The following is a 22,768-nucleotide window of genomic DNA, read 5'->3' on the forward strand; positions in this document are numbered from 1 at the left end:
AGTAAATGTAATTCAGTCCCTTCAACCATAAAAAAAAGCGCATCACGATGGATGCGCTTTTAAAACTCAATTCAAACTTAAAGGTCGAATAATTTACCAGGGTTCATAATGCCATTTGGATCGAAAACTTGCTTCAATGCCTTCATATATTCAATTTCTTCTGCTGAACGGGTGTAGTCAAGGTATGGCTTTTTGGTCATACCAACACCGTGCTCCGCAGAAATTGAGCCGTCGTATTTTTTCACAGTTTCGAAGACATATTTATTCACCACCTGACATTTGGCAAAGAACTCATCTTTGCTTAAGTCAGCAGGTTTTAAAATATTTAAGTGTAAATTACCGTCACCAATATGACCGAACCAGCAGATTTCAAAGTCTGGGTAGTTACTTGCCACAATCGCATCAATTTCTTTAATAAATGCAGGAACGTGGGTAATCAAAACTGAAATGTCGTTTTTGTATGGTGTAAATGGAGCAATCGACTCAGAAATGTCTTCACGTAAACGCCATAAGCTTTCCACTTGATCGAGGCTTTGGCTCAACACGCCATCCAGTACCCAACCTTGTTCCATGCAGTGCTCAAAAATTTCCATCGCCTTGTCCATAATTGGCTCAAATGGCGCTTCAAATTCTAACAATACATAGAATGGACATTCGGTTTCGAATGGACGTTGTACATGACCATGTGCCAACACTTTTTGCATTGCCAGTTCACCAAAGAACTCAAATGCAGTCAGGTCAATTTTTGCTTGGAAAGCATGAAGTACAGGCATTACAGCATCAAAGTCAGGCACGCCCAATACCATTACTTGAAGGTCTTGCGGTTGGCGTTCCAATTTGATTTCAGCTTCAGTCACTAAGCCTAGTGTCCCTTCACCACCAATGAATAAATGTTGTAGTGCATAACCGGTTGCGTTTTTGATCATGCCTTTGTTCAAACGCAGCACATCACCCTTACCCGTGACTACAGTTAAACCGAGTACCCAGTTACGCGTCATGCCATATTTAATGACTTTAATACCGCCTGCATTGGTGCCAATGTTTCCACCAATTTGACTCGAGCCCGCAGAAGCAAAATCGACTGGGTAATACATGCCTTGCTCTTCAGCATAGTTTTGCAGCTGTTCAGTCACCACACCTGCTTGGACGCGAACCATACGGTCTGCTGGGAAGAATTCCAAGATTTGGTTCATCTTGTCCATGCTTACCACAATTTCACCATTGGCAGCGACTGCACCGGCAGATAAGCCAGTACGACCACCTGATGGTGTAATGGCAACATTGAACTCATTTGCAAGTTTCACAACCGCTTGCACTTGTTCCGTGCTCGATGGAAAAACGATGACTGACGGGTTTGGATCAAAATGTTTGGTATGATCGCGTCCCCAATTTTCAAGGCTATCCGCATCGGTTTTAATGCGGTTTTCACCTACAATTGCTGTCAATTGGGTCAATAACTCTGGGGTTAAAGCGACTGGAGCATTCATCGTTTTCAGACCTTGCAAGAAGTAAACAAGTTGTTTGTGGCGCTAGGGTTCTCTGCATGAAAAGCGCTTCATTTCAGTCTTTCCATGCCCTAAGGCTCAGGCAGTTCGTGAGGATTTAAGCAGCAGTGTGCAACTGGCTTATTTTCACGGAGTCATATTATAAGGCATTTTTTCTGTTTCCCGCAGAAAAAGCTGTTTTATTCAGGATACCTTTGAAATGATTAGTTTAATTAGACCAAAAAGACTTTTTTACGCACTATAGAGGCTAAAAATACCCAGCAGAGTCCGCATAAAGGAAATGTATATCGGGCGCGGTACGTGCTATTATATCGCCACTAAATTTGGCCTTTGTAGCGGAGCCGTAATGAGCCAACATCTTTCACTTCCTAAAGATAAAATTCGTTTCTTGTTGTTAGAAGGCGTTCACCAAAACGCAATCGACACACTAAATGCTGCCGGATACACCAACATCGATTATCGTAAAACAGCGCTTGAAGGTGAAGCGTTGAAAGAAGCGATTAAAGATGCACATTTCATTGGTATTCGTTCCCGTACACAACTCACTGAAGAAGTGTTTGAAGCAGCGAATAAATTAATCGCTGTTGGTTGTTTCTGTATTGGTACCAACCAAGTGAACTTAAATGCTGCGATGGTTCGTGGTATTCCAGTATTTAACGCACCATACTCAAATACACGTTCAGTGGCTGAACTTGTACTTGCTGAAGCTATTCTTCTTCTTCGCCGTGTCCCTGAAAAATCGACAGATACACATGCAGGCGGTTGGAACAAGTCAGCTGTTGGTTCGTTCGAAACTCGTGGTAAAACTTTAGGGATTGTCGGTTACGGTTCAATCGGTTCACAACTTTCTGTCCTTGCTGAAAGCTTAGGTATGAAAGTGATCTACTTCGACACAGTAACGAAACTACCATTAGGTAATGCACGTCAAGTCGGTAGCTTAAACGAACTTTTAGCCAATGCTGATGTCGTTTCTTTGCATGTACCTGATGTTCCTTCTACACGTAACTTCATGACCAAAGAAAAATTTGCACAAATGAAAGAAGGTGCAATCTTCATCAATGCTGCACGTGGTACATGTGTCGTGATTGAAGACTTAGCAGATGCCTTGAAATCAGGTCATGTTGCTGGTGCTGCGGTTGACGTGTTCCCGAAAGAACCAAAAGCCAATGGTGAAGAGTTCATTTCTCCACTACGTAATATTCCAAACGTGATCTTAACCCCTCACGTGGGTGGTTCGACTATGGAAGCTCAAGCGAACATTGGTTTAGAAGTGGCTGAGAAATTCGTTTCTTATTCAGATAAAGGCATGACTTTATCTGCGGTGAACTTCCCAGAAATCGCGTTACCATTGACCGAAGGCAAACACCGTTTACTTCACATCCACAAAAACGTGCCAGGCGTGTTGTCAAAAATCAACAACTTGTTTGCTGAACACGGCATCAACATTTCTGGTCAGTCTCTCATGACCAAAGGTGATGTTGGTTACTTGGTGATGGATGTAGACGCAACAGCATCTCAAGAAGCTTTAGATACTCTACAAGACGTTGAAGGCACAATCCGCGTTCGCGTATTGTTCTAATTCGACTCTATTTAAAAACCACAGCTGCCAAGCTGTGGTTTTTTTATTTTTGAATACTTGTTAAAATTTTATGTGCGACCCAAGCACATTCTCCGCTACTTTTTCCAAGTATTCACTTCCCTATCTAGTATTCCAATAATGCCAAATCTAAAAAGTACTCCCCACCTCCAAGCGACCTTTTTATTGCTGATTGCAATGCTTAGCTTGCAAAGTAGTGGTTCACTGGCCAAAGTTTTGTTTGATCAATTTCCCATTTTAACTGTTTCCGCCATGCGCTTGCTGTTGGGATCAATCATCTTGGCCGTGCTGTTTAAAATTTGGCAGGTTGATTTTAAGCAAGTCAAATATAAAGCCATTCTCAGCTATGGTTTTGCTTTAGCAGGTATGAACCTATTGTTTTATTTATCCATTGCTCGCCTGCCACTCGGCATTGCAGTGTCGTTTGAGTTTATTGGCCCGCTCAGTGTTGCGCTGTTTTATGCCAAACAACGCTTTGACTTTGTTTGGGTCGGGCTGGCTATTTTAGGCTTGGTTTTACTTTTTCCTTTCGACCAAGCAGCTCAACCTTTAGATCCTCTTGGGATCGCATTTGCCCTAGGTGCAGGTGCATGTTGGGCCTTGTATATCGTGGCGGGGCAGCGCCCATCGGGTGTTTCGGGCAACCATACCGTGTGCTTGGGCATGTTTGTCGGCATGCTGATATTAATGCCGCTTGCCCTATTCAGTGGTTTACCCACAAATGTGTTTGAACCCTCAAACCTGATTTATTTCGTGGCTTTAGCAGTTTTAGCCAGCGCTTTGCCTTTTAGCTTGGAAATGATTGCGCTACGCAATTTAACCGCTCTAAGTTTTGGAACGCTCATGAGCCTTGAGCCTGCCATTGCAGCACTATCTGGTTTTGTCTTTCTAGGCGAGCAACTATTGTGGTCACAGTGGCTTGCACTTAGCGTGATTATCATGGCATCTATTGGTTGTACCTATACAGCTCAGAAAAACCGCCAAGCTACAGTTTAAACGATGTAATCCAGAGTTTGAATTTAGCTTTTAAATCCAACGGCTCTATCGATTACTTTTAAATTCATGTCGTTGCATTTCAAAAAATCAGCTTATTCAGCATCCAACTTGGGTTGTGAATCGTTATACTAATCCACCTTCTTAAAATAACAGGTCGCCATGACCTGATGTGTGCATGATGCCTAATTCTCAACTGATGGCAGTGATGTTCATGGTCTTGTCCATGCTGTCCTATCAAATCAGTGCTTCTTTTGCCAAGCAGTTGATTGCCATCCTTGACCCGCTAACCGTGGTGACCCTTAGACTGTGCTTTGCGGCAATTTTAATTGTGCTGATGTTCCGCTCATGGAGCATCATGAAACGCCTACCGCATTTAAAGTGGAAAGATTTACTCAGCTACACGGCAGCCTTATGCCTCATGAATATTTTATTCTACGCTTCGCTGGGTAAACTGCCGCAAGGTATTGCCGTCGGTTTAGAGTTTTTAGGTCCTTTAACTTTAGCGCTACTCTCGATTAAACAACGTCGTGATTATATCTGGGTCGGATTAGCGATTTTAGGCATTGCACTGATGGTGCCGTGGCATCAAGCGAATGCAACCAACTTCTCTTTCTTAGGTGCTGCATTTGCGGTTTCAGCGGGTGCGTGCTGGGCGCTGTATATTTATTTTGGGCAAAAAGTCGTCCGTCAAAATATCGGCATGCATGCCCTCAGTATTGCTATTGTGATCTCAGCCTTGGTGCTACTGCCCATTAGCGCCACGCATAACCCTACAGCGCTAATGCAAACGGAATACTGGCCCAAAGCCTTATTGATTGCACTACTCGCCACAACCATTCCCTATGCTCTAGACCTCATGGCGTTGAAACGTTTAAGTAAACTCAGCTATGGGACGCTTTCAAGTTTGTCACCGGCTTTAGCAGCCTTGGCAGGTTGGTTACTACTGAAAGAACAAATTAGCATGTGGCAAACGTTGGCGCTGGTTTGCATTATGATTGCCTCTGTTGGGGTTACCTTTAGAGCCAAACAGCAAAGTGATGACGCGATTTAATCACAAAAGATGGCACTCGCCATCTTTTGTTTAAAATGGACTTAAACCAAACTGTCTTTTTCAATTTTTTTGTACTTTTTGTATTCCTGCTGATACTGCTTGGCGAGCGCAGTCTTTTGAGCATCGAGTAAAATTTTTCCGGCTTGCTGAAAAAAACCATGCTCCTCTTCTTGTAAGTGATGATGTACAGTATCCGATAATTTTTTTGCAATTGCCAACCAGCCCGGATTGGAGAACTCCGTCTCGGTCAATTGTTCCAATAACTCATCCATTTTATGGTGTTCTGCCAAAGCATGGCGGGTAATGTTAAGACCCGAATCAGTCATCATTAAAGGGATATAAAAATAACGGTCTTCTGCCACAGCATGGGCAAATAATTCATTTTTAAGGCGTTCAAATAGCTCACGGCGCTCAGGCGTATCCCCTGAAGTTTGGAGTAGTCGTTCAGCCAAATTTCGTTGTATAACGTGACTTTCTCTTAAGGCTTCAAATATATTCATTCTATGCTCCAGTTCAGTTCAACTTAAAACATCATTTTTTATTGAAAAGCTTCTTGGCACAGCATTGAGTGCGCTGTATTGATCTTAAATGCAATAAACGAGAAATGAGGTCACAGACTGCGCGTTTTTTGTAATGAAGTTTTAAAGGTATCGCACCATTACATCAAAAACATTTGATAGCTCAATCTGAGAATTAAAATAGTTACCAAAATAAGAAATAAAATACGAATAAAGCCGCTGCCATATTTCAGCGCCATTTTTACCCCACAAATAGACCCGATCATATTTGCGACGGCCATCGTGCCTCCTACAGCAAAGAGCACATGCCCCGAGGGAATGAAAAAGCTTAGCGCCGCAAGATTGGTCATCACATTGCCAATTTTAGCCAATGCCGCCGCATGCAAAAAATCAACGCGTAAATAGCGAATAAAATAGAAAATAAAGAAACTGCCCGTGCCTGGGCCAAACAAACCATCATAAAAGCCAATGGCTAAACTTCCGAGACCCGCCAACAACAAAATTTTAGGCGTCACAGTTTGCGCCATATGCACTTGCCCAAATTGCTTCTTCATGAGGGTATAGACCGCCATCACAATCAACATGAGCAAGACAAAGGGTTGGAGAACCTCTTTTGGAATCATAGCGACACTAGCCGCGCCCCCAAATGAACTGATGGTGGCACATACTGCGACCACAGCCAAAAGTTTCCATTCAAAGCGAACTTTACGGGCAAAGGAAACGGCTGAAGTGGCTGTACCCACCACTGCCGCTAATTTGTTGGTGCCAAATAAAGTGGCAGGCGCCATCGACGGAAAGGCATTCATCAAAGCGGGAATTTGGATCAGCCCACCACCGCCAACGGCAGCGTCAATTGCGCCTGCACAAAAGGCAAAAAAGATCAGACTGATAATAATGTCAATGTCCACGCCTTATCCTTTTTTACCGAGTGATATATTTCGATTATAGATTTAAAACCCGCTTTGGAACCAATCTTTTCTTATCCGTAACTTCAGCTAAGCCTAAGCATTTTTCCCCATCGAAAACCAAGACCTGTGCTTCGGCCGTATGCTCAGTATTACTTTCCATACCGCGACTAAAGTATTCACTGCGTCCTTCTGGAACTTGTACTTTAGGAAAATGATCTACAGGTGCATATACAGGTAACAACAGTGCTTCGCGCTCTTGTTCAGACAAACTTTCCAAATACTCAATGGTATAACTTGGAATCAGATCAAAATGACCTGTTTTAATACGGTGTAAATAAGTTAAATGACCATAAGTACCCAATGCCTTCGCAATATCTTCGCCTAAAACACGAATATATGTGCCTTTCGAGCAGGTAATATCAAGGGTGACGCTGTCTGCTGTGAATGAAAGCAACTCAATCGCAGAGATGGTAACCGGACGGGCTTCACGCTCAATTTCAATCCCTTTACGGGCTAGCTCATATAAAGGACGACCATCTTTCTTCAAAGCGGAATACATTGGTGGAACTTGCTTAATATCACCCATAAACTGAGCCAAAACGGCTTCAATCAAATCTTCGGTTAACTCAGGTACAGCCTGCTTTAACAGTTGCTCACCTTCTACATCACCTGTGGTGGTACTGTGACCCAGCTGAATGGTGGTTTGGTAGCGCTTCACCGAGTCCAACAAAAAGTGTGAAAACTTGGTCGCTTCGCCCAAACAAATCGGCAGCAGTCCCGATGCCAATGGATCAAGCGCTCCCGTATGCCCCGCCTTTTGCGCACGGTATAACCAACGTACTTTTTGCAATGCCGCATTTGAACTAATCCCCAATGGCTTATTCAATAAAAATACACCATTCACGGCACGGCGCTGGATTTTTGAAGCAGATGATTTCATAACATAGACACGTCTTAAAGCTGCCGCAATACTATCAACCGCTTGTCTAGTTTTACAACTTTTCTGTTGTTTATTTGCTCTTTTGTTTCAGAATAAACTGAGTTCATTCATATGAACCAAATAAAAAATACAATAGGGATGTTAGGCATAGGATATGCAAAAAAAGAAATTATGGCTCATTTTCGCCGTGATCATCGTTGTCATTCTTGGTTTTCTCATTTGGCTCGCACCCAATGCAACTGTTGGCTCAAACCAAGGGCCGATTCGCTCTAGTGCTCAAAATACGACAGGCTTATTACCCGCAGCGTCAGACTTGCCACATGCATCGGGGCTGCCTTTTGTCAGCAACAGCCAACAGGACACTGAAGTCAACTGCCAACTGGTGCTCGACCAAAATAATCGCTTAGTTGTTAATGAACAAACACGTAACTGTTTTGAATATTTCATTACCCAATATGGTGAAAAAAATATTGACCAGATCAAGCAAGATTTTAAAGCCTATATCCAGCAAGGTTATCAAGAACCTGCGCTTAAGCAGATTTTAGATCTTTGGACTCGCTATATAGATTATCGTGTGCAATTGGGTAGCCTGAAGGAGCCAAGCCTAAATAAAGAAGACCCTGAGTACTATCGTAAAATTTTTACTTTGATGAAAAACCTACGTAGCCAGTTCTTTTCCGACTATGAAATCGAAGGCCTCTTTGGCGCTGAAAATACCTACCATGAATATACCTTAGACCGCATGAGCATCATGGCAGATCAGTCCTTAACTGAAGTACAAAAAGCGCAGAAACTGAAAGAGTTGTTTGCTCAACTGCCTGAAGATTGGAAAGAAAACCTAGAACAACTCTCCAAACTCGAAGATCTGCGTAAACTGACCTCAGATATTAAAGCGCGCGGCGGCTCTGCCGAAGAAATTCGCCAAATGCGCCAGAATCTTGTCGGTGCCGAAGCGACCGTACGCTTAGAAAAACTCGACAAAGATCGAAACAATTGGAAATCTCGGGTCAATACCTACTTAGAACAACGCGACAGCATTCTCAACAGCAACATGAGTCAAGACGCGCAGCAGCAAGCCATTCAAAAACTACGTGATCAACAGTTTAATAATTCACAAGAACAACTTCGACTAGGAGCCTTTGAAACCACGCATGACACGGGAGGAAAACTTCCGTTCGCAGATTAAAGCTATACCGTGTTTGACTTTTTCAGGATGAAAAAAATGTTTATAACGAAAAGAATGATACAAACAATGTCACTCGTAGGTCTGGTTACCAGCCTTGGACTCAGCGCAACCACAGCCACAGCTGGATTGCAGACGGTGACTGCAAGCGTAAAAAGTAATTATGCTCAAACTAAATATCCATTGCTATTTACTCATGGCATGTTTGGGTTCAGCCGAGTGGGCGTTGCCGAACTTGGACTAGATTACTGGTATCAAATTTTACCCGACTTGGCTCGAAATGGTGCGACCACCTTTGCAGCACAAATTTCCCCTTTAGAATCAACTGAAGTACGAGGTGAACAGTTACTACAACAAGTTGAAGAGGTCATCGCCCTAACCAATAAACCTAAAGTCAATTTGATTGGGCATAGCCATGGTGGACCAACCATCCGCTATGTAGAAGCAGTTAAACCGCAATATGTGGCCTCACTGACAGGTGTGGGGGCAACGTTTAGAGGTTCAAAAGTCGCGGATAAACTTCTCGCCAATCAAGGTGGAACGCAACTACTCAGTCTAGCGGTGGATTATATTATTGGTCCTATGCTTGCTTATGGGCAAAGTAACCCTGCCTTAAAAAGCAATTTAACAGCATCACTCACCTCAATTAGTGAGCAAGGTTCCAGTGTTTTTAATCAGAAATATCCAACAACAGCACTGGCTTCGGACTGTAACAAGAGCGGTGCAACATCCAGCAATGGCGTGTATTACTATTCGTGGACTGGTACGTCTCAAGTCACGAACATTCTCGATGTCGCAGATAGTGCGATCTCACTGTTGGGGCCTTTGGCCTATGGACATTTAGACAATGATGGTTTAGTGGCACGCTGTAGTACACACTTCGGTAAAGTCATCCGTGATAACTATGACTGGAACCATTTAGATGAGGTCAACCAAGTTATGGGACTACGTGGACTATTTAGCGCAGACCCTGTTGATGTCTATCGCCAACATGCCAATCGCTTAAAAATGCAAGGACTCTAGTTCTATTTTTCCCTTCGAATCTTTAACGTTTCGGAGGGATGCCTCCTAGAATTATCCAGTTACAAACTGTATTTAATTTAATCGGATTTCTCTACGCTCCTCCTCCCTCACCTTTATACTCATTTTTGACAACTTAAATTGTCGTCATAAAAACTAAAAAACGAGGATGATCAATGAAATATGGATTATTGATAGCTGGACTGCTGTCGACCTGCGCACTTGCTGTTACACAAACGCAAGCAGCTGCTTCACAAATTAAATCAAACTACGTTGCCTCTAATTATGCAAAGACCAAATACCCTTTGGTTTTTGCACATTGTATGGGTGGCTGGATTCGAGCAGGAACCGATGAACTTGGTGTGGATTATAGTCAAACCGCTTAATTACCCATACACTCGTTAAAGAAACGACTAAAAAGCTTATCTATTGAGTTAACCAACCATTTTTTCCTTTTTGCTTTCACCCATGCCCACATTTTTTCAATAGGATTAAGGTCAGGACTATAAGGTGGTAACCAAAGTATTTGATGCCCATGTTGGCTTAATAGATCTTGTATATCTGGTCGTTTATGGAAGGCTGCATTGTCCATGACAATTACACTATTCGAGGGTAGTTCTGGTAATAAAAACTGATCTACCCAAAAATAAAATACATCCGAATTTACTTTGCTATCAAATAAACCCACTGCAAATAACTTACCCTCATGGATTGCTCCTATTGCATTGGTTTGATTTTTTAATTGCCAATTATATGTTCCATAACAAGGAGTTCCCTGTTTTGAATAACCATGAGGTCTATGTTCATGAGATTTAAATCCACTTTCATCAAGATAGATGATCGGGTGTTGATACCTTAATCGGTTTAAATCTTTTAAATACTGCTCTCTGAGTTCTGTTTTTGCTTTCGGGTGCCGTAAGGTCTTTTTTTAACTGTAATATTTAGACGCTTGAGCGCATCTCCAATTGTAGAAGTAGCACAACCAAAACGAGCAGCGCGTTCATATTGATAATCATCAGGATATTGCTCAACATCTGCACGTAAGGCATCATCATCAACTTTAGATGGTTTTCTTGGTCGAGTTCTTTTTATTTCGATTCGCTTTTTCCATTCGACAATTGTATTTTTATTAATTTCGAAGTGCTGAGCAACCGCTCGGATAGATTGACCTTCTTCAAGCTTGGCTAATATTTTTTTTCTAAAATGTATTGGATAACTCATATCAGTATTGTATTGGTTTTTTGACGTGTTGACTATATTGGTATCAAATCTTGCCAGATTTAGCCCGTAACGGTGCAAACGCATGGGCAACACGCGTTTCTCCATTCAACACATCTGAAGTTCGTGGTGAACAACTGCTGCAACAAGTTGGTGAAATCTTAGCGATTACAGGAGCACCCAAAGTCAATTTGCTTGGGCATAGTCACGGCGGGCATAGTATTGCTTATGTCTCAAATGTTATGCCCAATAAAATCGCGTCTGCAACAGCCATTTCTAGTCCTTTAAAAGGCTCTCCTGTGGCGGATTTGATTATTTCCGCGCAAGGTACACCGCTAGAACAACCACTGGTGGGCTTAATCAACTTTGGGTCCAAGGCTATTGTTTGGGCACAACAGCAAAACCCAAACTCACTTCCACATGATGCACTCGGTGCGGGTAAAAGTTTAAGTCAAGCTGGGGCTAAAGCTTTTGCACAAAAATATCCACTGGGTATGCCAAAAACAAGCTGTGGTGAAGGTTTAGCGAAAGAAAATGGAATTTATTTTTACTCTTTCTCTGGCAACTCAACGTTGACGAACGTACTTGATCCAGACTCATTACTGGCGGCGACAGGCTTACTCATGCAAGCGCCCAATGATAACGATGGCTTAGTTTCACGTTGTAGTGCCAAGTATGGTAAGACCGTGCGCGATAACTATAATTGGAACCATTTAGATGTGATTAACCAGTTCTTTGGATTACGTTCTATTTTTGCTCCAGACCCTGTTGATGTTTACCGACAACACGCCAACCGATTGAAGCTTCAAGGACTCTAAAATTTAGGCATAAAAAATGCGCCATTGGGCGCATTTTTTACTCGTATAAAACTTAAAATTAAGCTTTAACTTTACGAGCTGGTAACTTTTCACGAATACGTGCAGCTTTACCAGACAATTCACGTAGGTAGTAAAGTTTAGCACGACGAACGTCACCACGACGTTTCACTTCGATTTTAGCAACGATTGGAGAGTGAGTTTGGAAAACACGCTCAACACCAACACCGCTAGAAATTTTACGTACTGTGAACGCAGAGTTCAAGCCACGGTTTTTCTTCGCGATTACAACACCTTCAAATGCCTGAAGACGCTCACGGTCACCCTCTTTTACTTTAACCTGAACGATAACTGTATCGCCTGGTGCAAAAGCTGGGATGTCTTGTTTAAGCTGTGCATTTTCAACAGCTTGTACTAAAGGATGCTTACCGCTCATGGGGTATCTCCAATATGTGCGGGTCAGAAGAGGTCTGATATCCGCTGGGTATAGAGGCTAAATCGCATAGACCCGATTATCTTTCTCTTTATGCTTGACCACTTCAATGCACAAAGAGCCTATTAAAAGAATACTCTGAATTAAGTATTCAAATCTGTTAGCCATTTCTTTTGCTGCTTCGTCAACTCTACATTGTCCACCAACTCAGGTCGGCGTTGTTGTGTTCGTTGATAACGCTGCAAAAACCGCCATTTCTCAATATTGGCATGATGTCCCGACTTTAAGACTTCAGGGACATCCAAACCTTCAAAATGGTCTGGCTTGGTATATTGTGGGCAGTCCAAAAGACCATCCACGAATGAGTCTTGCACATGAGACTGTTCATCAGACATTGCACCCGGAAGTCTCCGAATAATACTGTCTAATAAAACCATCGCAGGAAGTTCTCCACCCGATAAAACGTAATCCCCTATGGACCATTCCTGATCAACATATTTTTGGATCAAACGTTCATCGACCCCTTCATAACGACCACACAGCACAATCAATCCATCATAGTCGACAAATTGTTGTACTGCAGGCTCATTTAAGGTTTTTCCTTGCGGTGACATATACACCACAGGAACATGAACTGCACCTGCTTGCATGGCAAGCTCTTTGGCATGTTGAATTGCTTTTGCCAGAGGCTCAGCCATCATCACCATACCTGGACCACCACCAAATGGACGTTCATCCACTCGTTTGTAGTTGCCCTCAGCATAATCACGAGGATTAATACAAGTTACTTGTACTAAATCACTTTTTGCTGCACGCCCGCTAATACCGTAGGCTGTAATCGCTTCAAACATTTCAGGAAAAAGCGTAATGACTGCAAAAAACATCGCAGACCCCCGTATTTCCAAAATAATTAGTAATCTACGCCCCAATTAACGTAGATACGACCAGCTTCGAGATCAACGCGGTGCACCACATCTTTATGCCATGGAATCATACGTTCTTCAGTATCAATACTGTCTGGTGTTGCGTGAACCACCATCACATCATTGGCACCTGTCTCAAACATTTCATGGATTTTTCCGAGATTTACTTCTTGTTCTTCATCATCCAAACCTAACACTGTTAAGCCTTTCAAATCTGACCAGTAAAACTCATCCATTCCTGCTTTAGGAAGTTGCGCTTTTGAAATCCAAACATTTGCGCCAACTAGGTTATCTGCTGCAGTGCGATCAATGACGCCTTTGAGCGAAACAACTAAGCCTTTGCCATGCGGTTTCCAACGTTTTACATCTATTGTTTGCCAACCTGCTTTGGTTTCAATGTACCAAGGCAGATAGTCAAAGATGTTGCTCATCGGTTCTGTATTGGAATAGATCCAGAGCCACCCATTTAATCCATATGCTGAACGTAACTGTCCAATCTGAATACGATCTTCGGGAACATTCTGTGTTGGTGTCATGGGCTACCTACTACTTAATTAGCAAAAATTATGCAGTAGCTGCAGCTTTCTTAGCTTGAGCAGCTAAAGAAGCAACACGTTCAGATGGTTGAGCACCTTGAGCAACCCAGTGTGCAAAACGATCAGCATCTAAACGAAGTTTTTCTGCTTTACCTTGAGCTGTTGGGTTGAAGAAACCAATACGTTCGATGAAACGACCGTCACGTGCATTACGGCTATCAGTTACAATAACTTGATAGAACGGACGTTTTTTAGCACCACCGCGTGCAAGACGAATAACTACCATGATACAACCTTATAGTTTTTACGGATTATCCCTGCCCCGACCACCGGAACATTTCAAACCCCTTTCATAGAGGGCAATATTTTACGTTATCTTTACTGCGAAAGGAAGATCAAAATTTGTTTATCCACAATTTTGAATTTGGATTTTATCTGCCGTCCCAGTTGGAGGTGGTTGAAGGAGTACAGGCAGAACCGCTATTAATGTCTGTTCCTTTGTGATGTGTGCTGAAATAATAGGACACTTCCACTTGGGAGATTCTAGGCAGCCAACTTGTAAAAGTCCTCTGCCATTTAATTTGGTGTCTTAAAATCTAATCCTTTCTGAATTCTCTGCTGATTATAAAATAGCTCTATCTATGTATTTTGTAATATCTGCTTTAGCTTCTTCTCTAGTTTTATAGTTGCGATGGGCTTTGTTGCACAAAGCTATTCTTAAAGGCTTCTTCAGCAATATAATTTCCAAATGAAGAATCCTGCATCTAAAATTTATCGCACAACGAATTGGTCCTCTTATAACCAAGCTCTAATCAAGCGAGGAAATATTTCAACTTGGTTCGATCCTCAGACTAAATGGTATGCTCAGCCACAGGCTAAGCATGGAAGAAATCAAACTTATTCTGATACAGCAATTCAGTGCTGTTTGATGATCAAATCTATCTTTCGACTTTCTTTGCGTATGGTCACAGGCTTTGTGCAAAGCCTAATTCAACTCAGTGGGTTAAGTTGGACAGCACCAGATTATTCCACACTTTGCAGACGACAAAAGCAGATTGATATTGCGATCAGCTATCAAAAAAGTCATGAAGGATTACATCTATTGATAGACTCAACTGGCCTTAAGTTTTTAGGCGAAGGTGAATGGAAACGTAAGAAACATCAGCCTGAATATCGTCGGCAATGGCGTAAATTACATATTGGTATAGATGCTAGAACCTTGCAAATACGAGCTGTACAGCTGACAACAAATAATGTCAGTGATTCGCAAGTCCTTGGAGATTTACTTGATCAAATCCCATTGGATGAGCAGATTGATTCAGTCTATACAGACGGGGCTTATGACACCAAACAATGCCGTCAGGTCATTGCAGATCGGCAAGCGTATGCAGTGATTCCACCCAGAAAAAATACAAAGCCTTGGAAAGATAACAAAGTTCATTCGCGAGAGCGAAATGAATTACTTCGAACAGTTAAACGTTTCGGCAGGACACTATGGAAAAAATGGTCAGGCTATCATCGGCGAAGTTTGGTCGAAACCAAGATGCATTGCATCAAATTATTGGGGGATAAACTCAGTACGAGAAACTTTCAAAGTCAAGTCAATGAAATGCATGCACGTGTGGCAGTATTAAATAAATTTACGGAGTTAGGTCGACCTCTCACCCAAGTTGTCACTTGAATTTGAGTAGAACAGGGTAAATTTAACTTTTAAATCTTTATGCAACAAAGCCATGTTGTACTAGGAAATTCTGATGCTGCTGGCAACTCTATCCCAGTCACAGTTAAATCCGTCACCCCATCCTCTATCAGTTATCAATAACTAAATGCCCCCTTTTTTTAAAGAAGGGGCATTTTCAACTACATATAAAAACTTATTAAATGAAATTAACACTTTAGGCTTGAGTTACTGCAATACGTAACTCTTTTGGCAAACTAAAGGTAATATTTTCTTCCGTTCCGGCCAGCTCTTGTGGTGGTGTTGCACCCCAGTCTTGTAATCGTTGAATCACTTGCTTAATTAAAATTTCAGGTGCAGATGCACCCGCTGTGACGCCAACTTTAGCAATATTTTCAAACCATGCCTGTTGAAGTTCATCTGCATTATCGACCAAATAAGCCGCTTTACCCATTCGCTCGGCCAATTCTCGTAAACGATTTGAATTCGATGAGTTTGGTGAACCGACCACCAACACCACATCACATTGGGTTGCTAAATCACGCACCGCATCTTGACGATTTTGAGTCGCATAACAAATGTCATCTTTACGCGGCCCTTGAATCTCAGGAAATTTCGCCCGTAAAGCATCAATCACTTTTGCAGTATCATCGATCGATAAAGTTGTTTGAGTCACAAAAGCCACTCGCTCAGGATGATGCACTTGAAGCTCAGCCACGTCTTGTTCATCTTCAACCAAATAAATCGCACCACCATTTTTCAGGTCATATTGCCCCATGGTACCTTCAACTTCAGGGTGGCCTTCATGACCAATTAAGATAGCCTCAACTCCCTCACGAGCATATTTAGTAACTTCAATATGAACCTTGGTCACCAATGGACAGGTTGCATCAAAAACTTTTAAACCACGACGCTCGGCTTCGATCTGTACCGCTTTAGAAACCCCATGCGCACTAAAAATTACAATATTGTCATCGGGTACTTCATCTAGCTCATCGACAAAAATTGCACCCCGTTGACGTAAATCGTCCACGACAAATTTATTGTGTACCACTTCATGTCTTACATAAATGGGGGGATTAAAACACTCAAGTGCACGATTTACGATGGCAATCGCACGGTCAACACCTGCACAAAAACCACGTGGATTGGCCAATACAATTTCCATATGTTCCTCGATACCACTTTTCAATCAGCGGAAACTAATAAAATAAATGCAAACAAAGTGACGCCTTGCTATTTCGTTTAAACCTTGTCTGCTCTAAAATAGAGAAGATATTTTATCATATCAGGAAAAATATCATGTCGGGTCTCTTGTTTGTCGTTTCTGCAGCTTCAGGAACAGGCAAAACATCCCTCGTAAAAGCCCTCCTCGATCGTGTAACGAATCTTCACGTTTCTGTTTCTCATACTACACGTGGGCAACGTCCCGGCGAACTTGATGGTGTACATTACCATTTTACCGAAAAAGACTCATTTTTGGCCTTGGTTGAACAAGGTGGTTTTATTGAATACGCTGAAGTCTTTGGCAATTACTATGGTACAGCTCAAGCTACTGTGAAAGAACAACTCGCGAAAGGTCATGATGTTCTATTAGAAATTGACTGGCAAGGCGCACAGCAAGTTCGCAAGCTTTTTCCTGACTCTAAACAAATTTTCATTTTACCACCAAGCCAGTTTGATCTGCGTCAGCGTCTGTCTAACCGTGGCACAGACTCGGTTGAAGTGATTGAGCGGCGTTTAGGCTGTGCAGTTGAAGACATGCAACAATATGTTAACTTCGACTATGTCATTATCAACGATGACTTTAATAAAGCTTTGCACGATCTTGAGTCTGTGATTATTGCCAATCGTTTAGTCATTACTCAGCAAGCAAGTCGTCATCAGAAAATGATTTCTGAGCTGATCACCCCAGTTGAAAAGTGATTAAAACTTGAGTCTACAGACAAAGCACTTTATACTGCACAGTCTGTTTAATTTTAGCCTTTGTAACGAGAACTCTTATGGCACGCGTAACCGTTGAAGATTGTTTAGACCATGTAGACAACCGCTTTGAGCTTGTACTAGTGGCAAGCAAACGCGCGCGTCAATTGGCACGTCAAGGCATTGAACCTACTGTTGAGTGGGACAATGACAAACCGACTGTTGTTGCATTACGTGAAATCGCAATCGGTCATGTTTCTAAAGATATTTTGAAACAACGTGAGCAAGACTACCAAACTTCGAGTCTTGATCTTGCACTTTCTGCAAACAATTTGAATTTAGATGGTTTTTCTTTCCAATAAGAAAAATTTATCGCTTAAAAGCCTAGTTTTTAACTAGGCTTTTTTATTGGATAACTTTTATATTTGTGCAATACACGTTATAACTAGAAGATAGGATTCATCGTGGTTTAGGTGTATCTTTTTTGCTTTTCTCTCAATGAAAAATTTGACAACTCATGCAATATGTTTTCCATTAGAGGATCAGTAAAATTTTCTTGTAATTGCTACGTCTTAAAGGTGTTTTATGCCAGGCCCAATGGTCAGCCAAGCTAAACAACAGCTCAAAACTATTATCGATGCTTACTTAACTGAAAGCGACGTCGAACGAGTGCTTGCGGCCTGTGATTATGCGGATATTGCCCATGATGGTATTACCCGTAAAAGTGGCGAACCCTATATTTTGCACCCGATTGCGGTAAGCTGCATTTTAGCGCATATGCGTCTAGATCCCGAAACCCTGATGGCGGCACTTTTACATGATGTGATTGAAGACACAGACTTTAGCAAAGAAGATATTGCAGAAAAATTTGGAAAAACCGTTTCCGAACTGGTCGATGGCGTCACCAAACTTAGTCAATCCAGCGATAAAGAATATAATAAAGCCGCTTCTTTCCGAAAAATTCTGCAAGCCACATTACAAGACCCACGTGTCATTATTATTAAACTGGCTGACCGCTATCACAACATGACTACCTTGGATGCACTACGTCCCGATAAGCGTGCGCGTATTGCTCAAGAAACCTTTGATATTTTTGTCCCAATGGCACGTATTGTTGGTATGAATGAGATGGGCGATAACCTCGAACATCTGTGTTATCAAAACCTTGATCTCGACATGTATAACAATGTCCAAGAAGCCCTCCTGCAAACCAAACCCAAACGCTGTGAATATCAAAGCAAATGGGAAAATAATCTTACTGAGCTATTAAAAACCCATCAAATCTCAGGTCGAATTAAAAAGAAAAATAATAATATCGAACTGTTACGTCACTTTGTAAAAAATGACATTGATCTACATGAACTTACGCATAGTCATGCCTTTGAAATTATTCTAAATAGTATTGCTGACTGTGACCGCTTAGCCGATGTGTTGCGAGAGAGTTTTCAAGTTTTACACTTTGCAGACCATATTCGTAAACCACTCCCAGGTGGTAACCAATCGCTACTACTACGTTTAAAAGGTGAAAACACAACCTTATCAGTCACCATTCAAACCGAACTGATGCGCAAAGCTGCGCGTTTTGGTGTAGTCCTAGGCGATAGTGCTCCGCAAGCTTGCCGCTCTGCGATTCAAGCCTCGATGCAGAACTTGAATGTCTTGATCGATGGAGCCTGTGCTAAAACCACTTTTAGCGAACTGCTCGATTATTTACACCAAGAGAAAATTTGGGTGTATACCCCACAAGGTCATCTACACGAGTTACCACAAGGTGCAACGGTAGTCGATTTTGCCTACTCTGCTAGCTTATTTTTAGGTAACCATGCGGTAGGTGCGAAAATCAATGGGGAAACTAAACCACTTTCTACGCCATTGCACAGTGGTCAGGTGATTGAAATTATTACTGATGTCTTGGCCACCCCAAACCCAGATTGGCTCAGCTTTGTCAACACGCAAAAAGCCCGTCGTGCCTTACAAAATATACTGCGTGAGCAAGACATCGAAGAACAACGCCTTGTTGGACAACAAGCTTTAAATCGCGCTTTAAAGCTATTCAATGTATCCATTAAAGATTTAACCGAATCAGATTGGTTAGAACTTTTACAATGGCGACATATTGAAAGTAAAGACCAACTCTTTGAACAAATTGCCGTGGGCGATTTACTGCCGCAATTGGTTGCGAATCATTTGTTTGCGCATGACCAAAGTGCACAGGAATCTGACAGACTCATTCAAGGTACTGAGGGTGTCGATGTTAAATACGCACATTGCTGTAACCCTGTGTTGGGTGACCCAATTCAAGGACATTTATCACGCCGCGGTCTTATTGTGCATCGTGCACGTTGTCATAACCTCCTACATGAACAACATCTGCACCCTGAAAATATCATGCCGTTGCAGTGGACTAACGAGAATGAAGAAGAAATTAGTTTTACTGCATATTTATTGATTAACATGGCCATGGATGACGAACAAATTTCTGACCTAATTTATCAATGCCGTAAAGAAAAAATCGGGGTCGAAATGGTGTGTAATCAAGATGATAAGACTTATGTCAATGTTGTGGTGCACAACCGTAAGCAAATTGCAAAAATCATTCGTGATCTACGTATGCATTTTGGCTTCCCACGTATCAGTCGATTGGCTCAACCTGTTAGTATTGCGGAAACATCGATTGCGAGTTAATTGTTTAAATCCACACATTTTAATGCCAATCTAGGCTATGATTGATGGTGAATATAATAGGAGAACACGATGTCCCGCCAAGTAATTCATACTGAAAATGCCCCTGCTGCGATCGGCACTTATTCGCAAGCAATCTTAGTCGGCAATACACTTTACCTTTCTGGTCAGATCGGTTTAGACCCATACAGTATGGAGTTGGTTGAAGGCATTGAAGCACAAATTCGTCGTGTGTTTGATAATTTAAAAGCTGTCTGTGAAGCTGCTGGTGGAACACTGGCTGATATCGCGAAGTTGAATATTTTCTTAACCGATCTTTCAAACTTCCAGTTGGTCAATCAAATTATGGGCGAGTATTTCGCACAACCTTACCCTGCACGCGCTGCACTCGGTGTGGCTAGCCTACCTAAAAATGCATTGGTTGAGATGGATGGCATTGTGATTATTAATCAATAAGTTATATTTTTTTAAGAAAAAGCCACCGATTGAGTGGCTTTTTTTTATCCAAAATTCCAATAAAGACAAATGAGATTTCAAATGATTTTTATTGACAAACGATAACAATTATCAATAATATCACTTATCTTATTTCATTCATGTGGCTTGCTGAAATGTACGTGTGCTTATGCCGTGGTATTACAGATCAAGATATTAAAGACGCTGTTGAAAATGGTGCGGGCAGTTATCGCGAAGTTCGCGAGATGCTGGATCTCGGGACATGCTGTGGTCGCTGTGCACCAGAAGCACGCTCAATCATCAGCGCAGAAGTCTCTGCGATTGCCTCACGCTTAGCTATTGCTGCCTAGATATTTTATTCGTTTTTAGAATAACCATAATTATAAACGTACTCTTTATGAGTAGCTCCTCCCCCGCTTATGACTCTAAGCGGGTTTTCTTTTTAAATGCCTAAAAATCCAATTTCCACCTCGTATGCTTTTGATTGCGATTTTCATTTGCTGTTCTATAAATTACTCGCCAAAATCCACTTTGTTGTTTAAGATATTTCTCATAAGTTATTGATATTATTTTTAAGCCGCAGTTTGAATGGAGCTTTCTCATGAAAGGCAATCGTGATGTAATTAATCAGTTAAATCAGGTGCTTTATCATCATTTAACTGCCATTAACCAAAATTTCCTGCACTCTCGTATGTTTAATGATTGGGGAATTGAGCAACTCGGTTCAGCTGAATATAAAGAGTCAATCCGTCAAATGAAGCATGCTGACAAAATTATTGAGCGCATTCTTTTTTTAGAAGGTCTACCAAACTTACAACACTTGGGTAAACTCTATATCGGCCAACATACTGTTGAAGTTCTAAACTGTGATGTCCGTAAAGTTAAAGAGAACATTGAATCCATTCAAGCCGCTGTTAAGCTTGCCGAAGAACAACTGGACTACGTTACTCGAGATCTTGTTCAAGAGATTTTAGAAAAAGAAGAAGAGTGGTTAGATTGGACAACTACACAACTCGATTTGGTTGAAACCGTCGGTGTAGAAAATTATATACAGAGTCAAATTTAAGACTTTTCTACTGTTTAAAAAAAACCTGCATATGCAGGTTTTTTACTGTTTATGCTTATTTCCAAAGATAAAATAATCATTAATTTTGAGTACAGTTCTCAGGGGCTTTGTTGCACAAAGATTTAAAAGATAACACTCTGCTCATTTGAACAGAATTCAAATGACAACTTGGGTATGAGGACGACCTAATTCTGTAAATTTGTTCAATACGGCTATGCGTGCATGAATCTCATTCACCTGACTAGAAAAACTCCTTGCTGTTAATTTATCACCTAATAGTTTGATGCAATGCATCTTGGTTTCAACTAAACTTCGACGATGATAACCAGACCATTTTTTCCAAAGCGTTCTTCCTAAACGTTTAACTGTTTTCAGTAACTCATTCCGCTCTAAAGATCTCAATTTCTGATCTTTCCATGGTTTTGCATTTTTTCTTGGCGGAATGAGCGCATGTGCATCTCGATCTAGAATGACTTGTCTGCAGTGCTTCGTGTCATAAGCACCATCGGTATAGACCGAATCAATTCGTTCATCTAAGGGAATTTGAGCAAGTAAATCACCGAGTACTTGCGAATCGCTCACATTATTTGTAGTAAGCTGTACTGCACGTATTTGCAAGGTTTCAGCATCGATGCCAATATGAAGCTTACGCCATTGGCGACGATATTCAGGTCCATGTTTCTTACGTTTCCACTCACCTTCACCTAGAAACTTTAAGCCAGTTGAGTCGACGAGTAGATGTAGCCCATCACTACTTTTTTGATAGCTAATCGCAATATCAATATGTTTTTGTCTTCGACAAAGCGTACTGTAATCTGGTGCGGTCCAATTTAATCCACAAAGTTTAATCAGACTTTGAACAAAACCTGTGACCATGCGTAAAGAGAGTCTAAATAAAGATTTGATCATTAAACAGCATTGAATAGCCGTATCGGAGTAAGTTTGATTTCGACCTTGCTTGTTTTGTGGTTGTGCATACCACTGAGTGTTTGGATCAAACCAAATGGAAATGTTGCCCCAATTAATGAGAGCGCGATTATAGGAAGACCAGTTGGTTGTACGATAAGTTTTAGGAGTAGGTTTATTCATTTTGAAATTATAGGACTGAATAAACCTTATAGGCTAGGTTTGTGCAACAAAGCCATTTGGATCTAATTCAGGTTGGTTTTGCAATTGAGTGATTGCCTCAACATCCATATCTAGCACTATTGCGAGCGGAGACTGACTAAGGGAAAGCAGTTTAGCAGCCCTAAGTACTGACTTTCCCAATACAGCTGCTGGTACTACCTGCTGTTCCAATAACGTCATAGCATCACCTCA

25 protein-coding genes and 2 pseudogenes are annotated in these 22,768 nt (G+C 41.6%); 14 read left to right on the forward strand and 13 right to left on the reverse strand.

Going from position 1 to position 22,768, the window contains the following annotated elements; all coding sequences use genetic code 11:
• Window positions 1–77: 77 nt before the first annotated feature.
• Entirely contained in the window at window positions 78–1,487 is a 1,410-nt protein-coding gene (locus tag AC4CUX_RS05410; RefSeq protein WP_004978025.1) for an FAD-binding oxidoreductase, read from the reverse strand.
• Between the two features lie 364 nt (window positions 1,488–1,851).
• Between AC4CUX_RS05410 and serA the strand changes: the two genes are divergently transcribed.
• The 3 genes from serA to AC4CUX_RS05425 all read left to right on the forward strand — a co-directional run bounded on the left by serA (window position 1,852) and on the right by AC4CUX_RS05425 (window position 5,149).
• Window positions 1,852–3,084 carry a phosphoglycerate dehydrogenase gene (serA, locus tag AC4CUX_RS05415; RefSeq protein ID WP_004691438.1) on the forward strand — a complete coding sequence of 411 codons (1,233 nt, stop codon included), beginning with the start codon at window positions 1,852–1,854 and terminating at the stop codon, window positions 3,082–3,084.
• 138 nt (window positions 3,085–3,222) lie between these two features.
• Window positions 3,223–4,098, forward strand: coding sequence for an EamA family transporter (locus AC4CUX_RS05420; RefSeq protein WP_005401326.1), 876 nt, complete (start codon window positions 3,223–3,225; stop codon window positions 4,096–4,098).
• Window positions 4,099–4,276: 178 nt separating this feature from the next.
• The gene (locus tag AC4CUX_RS05425; RefSeq protein WP_005401327.1) at window positions 4,277–5,149 is read left to right on the forward strand and encodes an EamA family transporter; all 873 of its coding nucleotides are present in this window, start codon (window positions 4,277–4,279) and stop codon (window positions 5,147–5,149) included.
• Window positions 5,150–5,190: 41 nt separating this feature from the next.
• On the opposite strand, the gene AC4CUX_RS05430 is transcribed toward AC4CUX_RS05425, so the two are convergent.
• From AC4CUX_RS05430 to truB, 3 genes are all read right to left on the reverse strand, one after another.
• Window positions 5,191–5,649 (reverse strand): hemerythrin domain-containing protein, encoded by a 459-nt coding sequence (locus AC4CUX_RS05430; RefSeq protein WP_176538362.1) that lies wholly within the window; start codon window positions 5,647–5,649, stop codon window positions 5,191–5,193.
• A 158-nt stretch (window positions 5,650–5,807) separates the two neighbouring features.
• Window positions 5,808–6,575 (reverse strand): sulfite exporter TauE/SafE family protein, encoded by a 768-nt coding sequence (locus AC4CUX_RS05435; RefSeq protein ID WP_005401328.1) that lies wholly within the window; start codon window positions 6,573–6,575, stop codon window positions 5,808–5,810.
• Between the two features lie 34 nt (window positions 6,576–6,609).
• Window positions 6,610–7,515: a tRNA pseudouridine(55) synthase TruB gene (gene truB / locus AC4CUX_RS05440; RefSeq protein ID WP_005401329.1), complete on the reverse strand. Its 906-nt coding sequence runs from the start codon at window positions 7,513–7,515 to the stop codon at window positions 6,610–6,612.
• A gap of 154 nt (window positions 7,516–7,669) precedes the next feature.
• Here truB and AC4CUX_RS05445 point away from each other — a divergent pair, with 154 nt between their 5' ends.
• From AC4CUX_RS05445 to AC4CUX_RS05455, 3 genes are all read left to right on the forward strand, one after another.
• Window positions 7,670–8,701 carry a lipase secretion chaperone gene (locus AC4CUX_RS05445; RefSeq protein ID WP_005401330.1) on the forward strand — a complete coding sequence of 344 codons (1,032 nt, stop codon included), beginning with the start codon at window positions 7,670–7,672 and terminating at the stop codon, window positions 8,699–8,701.
• Between the two features lie 66 nt (window positions 8,702–8,767).
• Window positions 8,768–9,721, forward strand: a complete 954-nt coding sequence (locus AC4CUX_RS05450; protein WP_407079366.1) for an esterase/lipase family protein — start codon at window positions 8,768–8,770, stop codon at window positions 9,719–9,721.
• Window positions 9,722–9,894: 173 nt separating this feature from the next.
• Entirely contained in the window at window positions 9,895–10,104 is a 210-nt protein-coding gene (locus tag AC4CUX_RS05455; RefSeq protein ID WP_490792225.1) for a hypothetical protein, read from the forward strand.
• Here AC4CUX_RS05455 and AC4CUX_RS05460 read toward each other — a convergent pair.
• Window positions 10,101–10,574: pseudogene (locus AC4CUX_RS05460) on the reverse strand (IS630 family transposase); the annotation flags it as partial. The gene AC4CUX_RS05455 and the pseudogene AC4CUX_RS05460 overlap by 4 nt on opposite strands.
• 17 nt (window positions 10,575–10,591) lie before the next feature.
• The gene (locus AC4CUX_RS05465) at window positions 10,592–10,939 is read right to left on the reverse strand and encodes an IS630 transposase-related protein (protein WP_039890557.1); all 348 of its coding nucleotides are present in this window, start codon (window positions 10,937–10,939) and stop codon (window positions 10,592–10,594) included.
• 35 nt (window positions 10,940–10,974) lie between these two features.
• Between AC4CUX_RS05465 and AC4CUX_RS05470 the strand changes: the two are divergent.
• Window positions 10,975–11,754: pseudogene (locus AC4CUX_RS05470) on the forward strand (esterase/lipase family protein); the annotation flags it as partial.
• Window positions 11,755–11,812: 58 nt separating this feature from the next.
• Here the strand turns inward: AC4CUX_RS05470 and rplS are convergent.
• From rplS to rpsP, 4 genes are all read right to left on the reverse strand, one after another.
• Complete coding sequence (gene rplS / locus AC4CUX_RS05475; RefSeq protein WP_004691454.1) at window positions 11,813–12,187, reverse strand: 50S ribosomal protein L19; 375 nt, start codon at window positions 12,185–12,187, stop codon at window positions 11,813–11,815.
• 140 nt (window positions 12,188–12,327) lie between these two features.
• Window positions 12,328–13,068 (reverse strand): tRNA (guanosine(37)-N1)-methyltransferase TrmD, encoded by a 741-nt coding sequence (trmD, locus tag AC4CUX_RS05480; RefSeq protein WP_005401335.1) that lies wholly within the window; start codon window positions 13,066–13,068, stop codon window positions 12,328–12,330.
• Between the two features lie 26 nt (window positions 13,069–13,094).
• Complete coding sequence (rimM, locus tag AC4CUX_RS05485; RefSeq protein ID WP_005401336.1) at window positions 13,095–13,643, reverse strand: ribosome maturation factor RimM; 549 nt, start codon at window positions 13,641–13,643, stop codon at window positions 13,095–13,097.
• Window positions 13,644–13,671: 28 nt separating this feature from the next.
• Window positions 13,672–13,929: a 30S ribosomal protein S16 gene (gene rpsP, locus AC4CUX_RS05490; protein WP_004718284.1), complete on the reverse strand. Its 258-nt coding sequence runs from the start codon at window positions 13,927–13,929 to the stop codon at window positions 13,672–13,674.
• A gap of 462 nt (window positions 13,930–14,391) precedes the next feature.
• Here rpsP and AC4CUX_RS05495 point away from each other — a divergent pair, with 462 nt between their 5' ends.
• On the forward strand, window positions 14,392–15,324 hold the full coding sequence (locus AC4CUX_RS05495) for an IS5-like element ISAjo1 family transposase (protein WP_005401337.1): 933 nt from the start codon (window positions 14,392–14,394) through the stop codon (window positions 15,322–15,324).
• Between the two features lie 214 nt (window positions 15,325–15,538).
• On the opposite strand, the gene ispH is transcribed toward AC4CUX_RS05495, so the two are convergent.
• Window positions 15,539–16,489, reverse strand: coding sequence for a 4-hydroxy-3-methylbut-2-enyl diphosphate reductase (gene ispH, locus AC4CUX_RS05500; protein WP_004978047.1), 951 nt, complete (start codon window positions 16,487–16,489; stop codon window positions 15,539–15,541).
• 134 nt (window positions 16,490–16,623) lie between these two features.
• Here ispH and gmk point away from each other — a divergent pair, with 134 nt between their 5' ends.
• The 6 genes from gmk (at window position 16,624) to bfr (ending at window position 21,448) form a co-directional block, all read left to right on the forward strand.
• Window positions 16,624–17,247 (forward strand): guanylate kinase, encoded by a 624-nt coding sequence (gene gmk, locus AC4CUX_RS05505; RefSeq protein WP_005401338.1) that lies wholly within the window; start codon window positions 16,624–16,626, stop codon window positions 17,245–17,247.
• A 77-nt stretch (window positions 17,248–17,324) separates the two neighbouring features.
• Complete coding sequence (gene rpoZ, locus AC4CUX_RS05510) at window positions 17,325–17,606, forward strand: DNA-directed RNA polymerase subunit omega (protein WP_004978050.1); 282 nt, start codon at window positions 17,325–17,327, stop codon at window positions 17,604–17,606.
• 223 nt (window positions 17,607–17,829) lie between these two features.
• Window positions 17,830–19,929 (forward strand): RelA/SpoT family protein, encoded by a 2,100-nt coding sequence (locus tag AC4CUX_RS05515; RefSeq protein WP_005401339.1) that lies wholly within the window; start codon window positions 17,830–17,832, stop codon window positions 19,927–19,929.
• Window positions 19,930–19,998: 69 nt separating this feature from the next.
• Window positions 19,999–20,382 carry a RidA family protein gene (locus AC4CUX_RS05520; protein ID WP_004691470.1) on the forward strand — a complete coding sequence of 128 codons (384 nt, stop codon included), beginning with the start codon at window positions 19,999–20,001 and terminating at the stop codon, window positions 20,380–20,382.
• 155 nt (window positions 20,383–20,537) lie between these two features.
• Complete coding sequence (locus tag AC4CUX_RS05525; protein ID WP_010327639.1) at window positions 20,538–20,732, forward strand: bacterioferritin-associated ferredoxin; 195 nt, start codon at window positions 20,538–20,540, stop codon at window positions 20,730–20,732.
• A 251-nt stretch (window positions 20,733–20,983) separates the two neighbouring features.
• The gene (gene bfr, locus AC4CUX_RS05530) at window positions 20,984–21,448 is read left to right on the forward strand and encodes a heteropolymeric bacterioferritin subunit Bfr (RefSeq protein ID WP_004691472.1); all 465 of its coding nucleotides are present in this window, start codon (window positions 20,984–20,986) and stop codon (window positions 21,446–21,448) included.
• Window positions 21,449–21,604: 156 nt separating this feature from the next.
• On the opposite strand, the gene AC4CUX_RS05535 is transcribed toward bfr, so the two are convergent.
• Window positions 21,605–22,537 carry an IS5-like element ISAha2 family transposase gene (locus tag AC4CUX_RS05535; RefSeq protein WP_010327640.1) on the reverse strand — a complete coding sequence of 311 codons (933 nt, stop codon included), beginning with the start codon at window positions 22,535–22,537 and terminating at the stop codon, window positions 21,605–21,607.
• Window positions 22,538–22,570: 33 nt separating this feature from the next.
• Window positions 22,571–22,756 carry a hypothetical protein gene (locus tag AC4CUX_RS05540; protein WP_010327641.1) on the reverse strand — a complete coding sequence of 62 codons (186 nt, stop codon included), beginning with the start codon at window positions 22,754–22,756 and terminating at the stop codon, window positions 22,571–22,573.
• Window positions 22,757–22,768: the final 12 nt, after the last annotated feature.

Source organism: Acinetobacter sp. 231_lipA (assembly GCF_058243005.1).

Bases quoted from the DNA above. Each gene is read 5' to 3' on its own strand.
- AC4CUX_RS05455 (WP_490792225.1), top strand. From the start codon at position 9,895: ATGAAATATGGATTATTGATAGCTGGACTGCTGTCGACCTGCGCACTT.
- AC4CUX_RS05450 (WP_407079366.1), top strand. From the start codon at position 8,768: ATGTCACTCGTAGGTCTGGTTACCAGCCTTGGACTCAGCGCAACCACA.
- AC4CUX_RS05535 (WP_010327640.1), bottom strand. From the start codon at position 22,537: ATGAATAAACCTACTCCTAAAACTTATCGTACAACCAACTGGTCTTCC.
- rpsP (WP_004718284.1), bottom strand. From the start codon at position 13,929: ATGGTAGTTATTCGTCTTGCACGCGGTGGTGCTAAAAAACGTCCGTTC.
- serA (WP_004691438.1), top strand. From the start codon at position 1,852: ATGAGCCAACATCTTTCACTTCCTAAAGATAAAATTCGTTTCTTGTTG.
- ispH (WP_004978047.1), bottom strand. From the start codon at position 16,489: ATGGAAATTGTATTGGCCAATCCACGTGGTTTTTGTGCAGGTGTTGAC.
- rplS (WP_004691454.1), bottom strand. From the start codon at position 12,187: ATGAGCGGTAAGCATCCTTTAGTACAAGCTGTTGAAAATGCACAGCTT.
- AC4CUX_RS05420 (WP_005401326.1), top strand. From the start codon at position 3,223: ATGCCAAATCTAAAAAGTACTCCCCACCTCCAAGCGACCTTTTTATTG.
- rpoZ (WP_004978050.1), top strand. From the start codon at position 17,325: ATGGCACGCGTAACCGTTGAAGATTGTTTAGACCATGTAGACAACCGC.
- truB (WP_005401329.1), bottom strand. From the start codon at position 7,515: ATGAAATCATCTGCTTCAAAAATCCAGCGCCGTGCCGTGAATGGTGTA.
- AC4CUX_RS05445 (WP_005401330.1), top strand. From the start codon at position 7,670: ATGCAAAAAAAGAAATTATGGCTCATTTTCGCCGTGATCATCGTTGTC.
- trmD (WP_005401335.1), bottom strand. From the start codon at position 13,068: ATGTTTTTTGCAGTCATTACGCTTTTTCCTGAAATGTTTGAAGCGATT.
- AC4CUX_RS05525 (WP_010327639.1), top strand. From the start codon at position 20,538: ATGTACGTGTGCTTATGCCGTGGTATTACAGATCAAGATATTAAAGAC.
- AC4CUX_RS05465 (WP_039890557.1), bottom strand. From the start codon at position 10,939: ATGAGTTATCCAATACATTTTAGAAAAAAAATATTAGCCAAGCTTGAA.
- rimM (WP_005401336.1), bottom strand. From the start codon at position 13,643: ATGACACCAACACAGAATGTTCCCGAAGATCGTATTCAGATTGGACAG.
- AC4CUX_RS05425 (WP_005401327.1), top strand. From the start codon at position 4,277: ATGCCTAATTCTCAACTGATGGCAGTGATGTTCATGGTCTTGTCCATG.
- AC4CUX_RS05430 (WP_176538362.1), bottom strand. From the start codon at position 5,649: ATGAATATATTTGAAGCCTTAAGAGAAAGTCACGTTATACAACGAAAT.
- AC4CUX_RS05410 (WP_004978025.1), bottom strand. From the start codon at position 1,487: ATGAATGCTCCAGTCGCTTTAACCCCAGAGTTATTGACCCAATTGACA.
- gmk (WP_005401338.1), top strand. From the start codon at position 16,624: ATGTCGGGTCTCTTGTTTGTCGTTTCTGCAGCTTCAGGAACAGGCAAA.
- AC4CUX_RS05520 (WP_004691470.1), top strand. From the start codon at position 19,999: ATGTCCCGCCAAGTAATTCATACTGAAAATGCCCCTGCTGCGATCGGC.
- AC4CUX_RS05540 (WP_010327641.1), bottom strand. From the start codon at position 22,756: ATGACGTTATTGGAACAGCAGGTAGTACCAGCAGCTGTATTGGGAAAG.
- AC4CUX_RS05495 (WP_005401337.1), top strand. From the start codon at position 14,392: ATGAAGAATCCTGCATCTAAAATTTATCGCACAACGAATTGGTCCTCT.
- bfr (WP_004691472.1), top strand. From the start codon at position 20,984: ATGAAAGGCAATCGTGATGTAATTAATCAGTTAAATCAGGTGCTTTAT.
- AC4CUX_RS05515 (WP_005401339.1), top strand. From the start codon at position 17,830: ATGCCAGGCCCAATGGTCAGCCAAGCTAAACAACAGCTCAAAACTATT.